The organism is Nitrosophilus sp. (assembly GCF_982775275.1).
In genome coordinates this window covers 1-2,907 of record NZ_CEXZHP010000187.1, presented here as the reverse complement: position 1 = coordinate 2,907, position 2,907 = coordinate 1, and the positions used below count along the sequence as shown (strand labels likewise).

At 28.6% G+C, this 2,907-nt stretch carries 3 protein-coding genes; 2 read left to right on the top strand and 1 reads right to left on the bottom strand.

The annotated features are described in order from the left end of the window. Together AC30RD_RS07930 and AC30RD_RS07925 are read left to right on the top strand one after the other, a co-directional pair. Window positions 1–1,278 (top strand): asparagine synthetase B family protein (locus AC30RD_RS07930; RefSeq protein ID WP_489493926.1); only part of this gene is annotated, 1,278 nt, incomplete at its 5' end. Further along, window positions 1,241–1,984, top strand: coding sequence for a glycosyltransferase family 2 protein (locus tag AC30RD_RS07925; RefSeq protein WP_489493925.1), 744 nt, complete (start codon window positions 1,241–1,243; stop codon window positions 1,982–1,984). The genes AC30RD_RS07930 and AC30RD_RS07925, both read left to right, overlap by 38 nt. Here AC30RD_RS07925 and AC30RD_RS07920 read toward each other — a convergent pair. After that, window positions 1,981–2,907: sugar transferase (locus AC30RD_RS07920; protein ID WP_489493924.1), on the bottom strand; the 927-nt coding region annotated here is incomplete at its 5' end. The genes AC30RD_RS07925 and AC30RD_RS07920 overlap by 4 nt on opposite strands.

Below are 2,907 nucleotides of genomic sequence, written 5' to 3'. Positions count from 1 at the left end.
CCTTATAAAGAGATTAAAAAACTAATACCAGGTTGCATATTAGAAATTGATTTGAATACTATGACAAAAACTGTTCATAGATACTATTCTTTACCTGAGAATAAAGAGTTAATAAAAGGTAAAAATGATATTTTGGAAAAAGTTGATGTACTACTACATGATTCTATAAAAAAAAGGATGATTAGTGATGTAGAAGTTGGAGCTTTTTTAAGTGGAGGAGTAGATAGTAGCCTTATTGTTGCGATAGCTTCTAAATATACAGATAAAAGACTGAATACATTTTCTATAACATATGAAGGTATAAACGATTTTTTTGATGAAAGTGAGTACGCTGGATTCGTTGCTAAACAGAACAATACAAACCACCATTTTTTAAAAATAGATTTTGATAAGGTCTTTAAAGAGCTTGACCTGTTTATATATCAGTTAGATGAACCAATTGCTGATAGTTCAGTTTTCCTAAACTACTATTTATCAAAATATACAAGAGATTATGTAAAAGTAAGCTTAAGCGGTTTAGGTGGAGACGAGCTATTTGGAGGGTATAACAGATATCAGGCATTCTTACTATCAAAATGGTTAAAACATGTAAGATTTTTGAAAAATCTAAATGTAGAATTTTTAGGTTCCAAGAGAACATCTCTTGTAGGTAATACTATCAGATATATTCAAAAGTTATTAAACTCTGTAGATAAAAAACCCTCAAAGACATACTGTAACATTATTTCGTATATAAAACTAAAAGAATGTAATATTGATTTAAAAAGTTATAACTTAAGTGAAGTCTTAAAGTACGATATAAGGGAGTACATGAACAATAACCTTTTGAACTTTACAGATAAAATGAGTATGGCACACGCTTTAGAGATAAGAACTCCATTTTTAGACTATAGATTGGTTGATTTTAGCTTCTCAATTCCTGACAGCTACAAAACAACCGCTTTCAATAAAAAAATACTGTTAAAAGAATTAGCTTTGAGATATTTAGATAAAGAAATAGTCTACAGAAGAAAACAGGGCTTTTCCGCACCAGTTGAAATATGGCTTAAAAGGGAAGGATATAAAAAAATCAAAGATAGGATAAACTATGATATTTTATCGTTTTTCTTAGAAAAAAACTTTATAGATAAAACCTTGTATGAGTTTTTTAATCAAAATAAGGATAGGTCTTTAGAGATTTATTCTTTTATAGTTTTTTCTAAATGGTATGAGATAAATAAAAAGTTTATGGAAGTTGAAAATGAAAGATTTAGTTTCAATAATAACCCCATCATATAGTTCAGAAAAATTTATTTCAGCTACTATTGAATCAGTGTTAAATCAAACTTATAAAAATTGGGAAATGATAATAGTTGATGATTGTAGTCCAGATAATTCAAATGAGATTATAGAAAGCTATATGAAAAAAGATAGTCGTATAAAACTTATAAAATTAGAAAAAAATAGTGGACCTGCTGTTGCTAGAAATAGAGCTATAGAAGAAGCAAAGGGTAGGTATATAGCTTTTTTAGATGCTGATGATTTGTGGATAAGTGATAAGCTAGAAAAACAGATAGATTTTATGCAAAAAAACGATTTAATTTTTACTTACAGCGCTTATAAACTTATAGATGAAAATGATAATTATTTAGGAGAGTTTATTCCTCCGGAAATAGTTTCTTATTATTCAATTTTAAAAACTAATCCTATAGGCTGTCTTACAGCTATATATGATACTCAAAAGTTAGGAAAAATCTGTATGCCAAATGTTTTAAAAAGACAAGATTATGGACTTTGGCTGAAAATTTTAAAAAAAATCAAGCAAACAAAAGGAATTTTAGAGCCATTAGCTATTTATAGACTTAGAAAAAACTCTGTATCTTCTAACAAGTTTAAAGCTGCACAATATCAATGGAAAATATATAGAGAAGTTGAGAAATTGAATGTTTTAAAAAGTATTTATTATTTTACACATTATGCAATAAAAGGAATTTTAAAATATTAAATTCCTTTTTTTCCAACCATCACCCAAATAGTTTTAAAGATAGTTTTTATTTCAAGCCACAGAGACCAATTTTTAATATAGTATAAATCATACATAAGTTTTTGTCTAGCATCTTCGGTATTTGAGCCATATGGGTAATTTACCTGTGCCCAGCCTGTTATGCCGGGGGCTACAAGGTGCCTTTCGTTATAGTAGGGTATTGTTTCTTCAAACTGATCTACCCAATATTTTCTTTCAGGTCTTGGGCCTATTAGGTGCATCTCTCCTTTAAAGACGTTTAAAAGTTGAGGTAGTTCGTCAATCCTTGTTTTTCTCATAAATGCTCCCCATTTAAAAACTCTAGGATCATCTTTACTGGCAAATTGGGGTTTTTCTTTTTCTGCATCCGGGATCATACTTCTAAATTTGTAGCATATAAACTCTTTTCCCCCTTTTCCTACTCTTTTTTGCTTAAATATAATAGATCCTTGAGGAGACTCTTTTTTTATCCTATAAGCCGAATATATCATAATAGGCAAAGCCAATATAAAAAGAGGGACGCCTATAAAGAAGTCAATAGCTCTTTTTTGCAGATATTGTAAAGAGTTGTATGGTTTTATATCTTCTAAAAAGCTTATATCGCTATTGTCTTCGGGGATGTAGCATTTATGAAGATATTTTTCCAAAAAATGTTCTATTGTAATAAACTCTATACCTTTTAATTCCAGGTTGGTTAGGTATTTTAGTAACTCATCGTCAACTTTTGCTTTGGTATTTAAAACTATGATGGGATGATCCTCTTTTGAAAGAAGAATCTCTATATTTTCTATCGTTTTTTTTGTGTCAATATCTTTATATGGAACTTTTTTTATTTTTTTAAATCTTTTTTTGAGTCTGTTTTTTTCTATATCGTTAAAAATATATTTTTCACCAAGTATTATCAT

What these genes read in the sequence shown, in the direction of transcription:
- AC30RD_RS07925 (WP_489493925.1), top strand. Translation starts at nt 1,241, where the DNA reads ATGAAAGATTTAGTTTCAATAATAACCCCATCATATAGTTCAGAAAAA.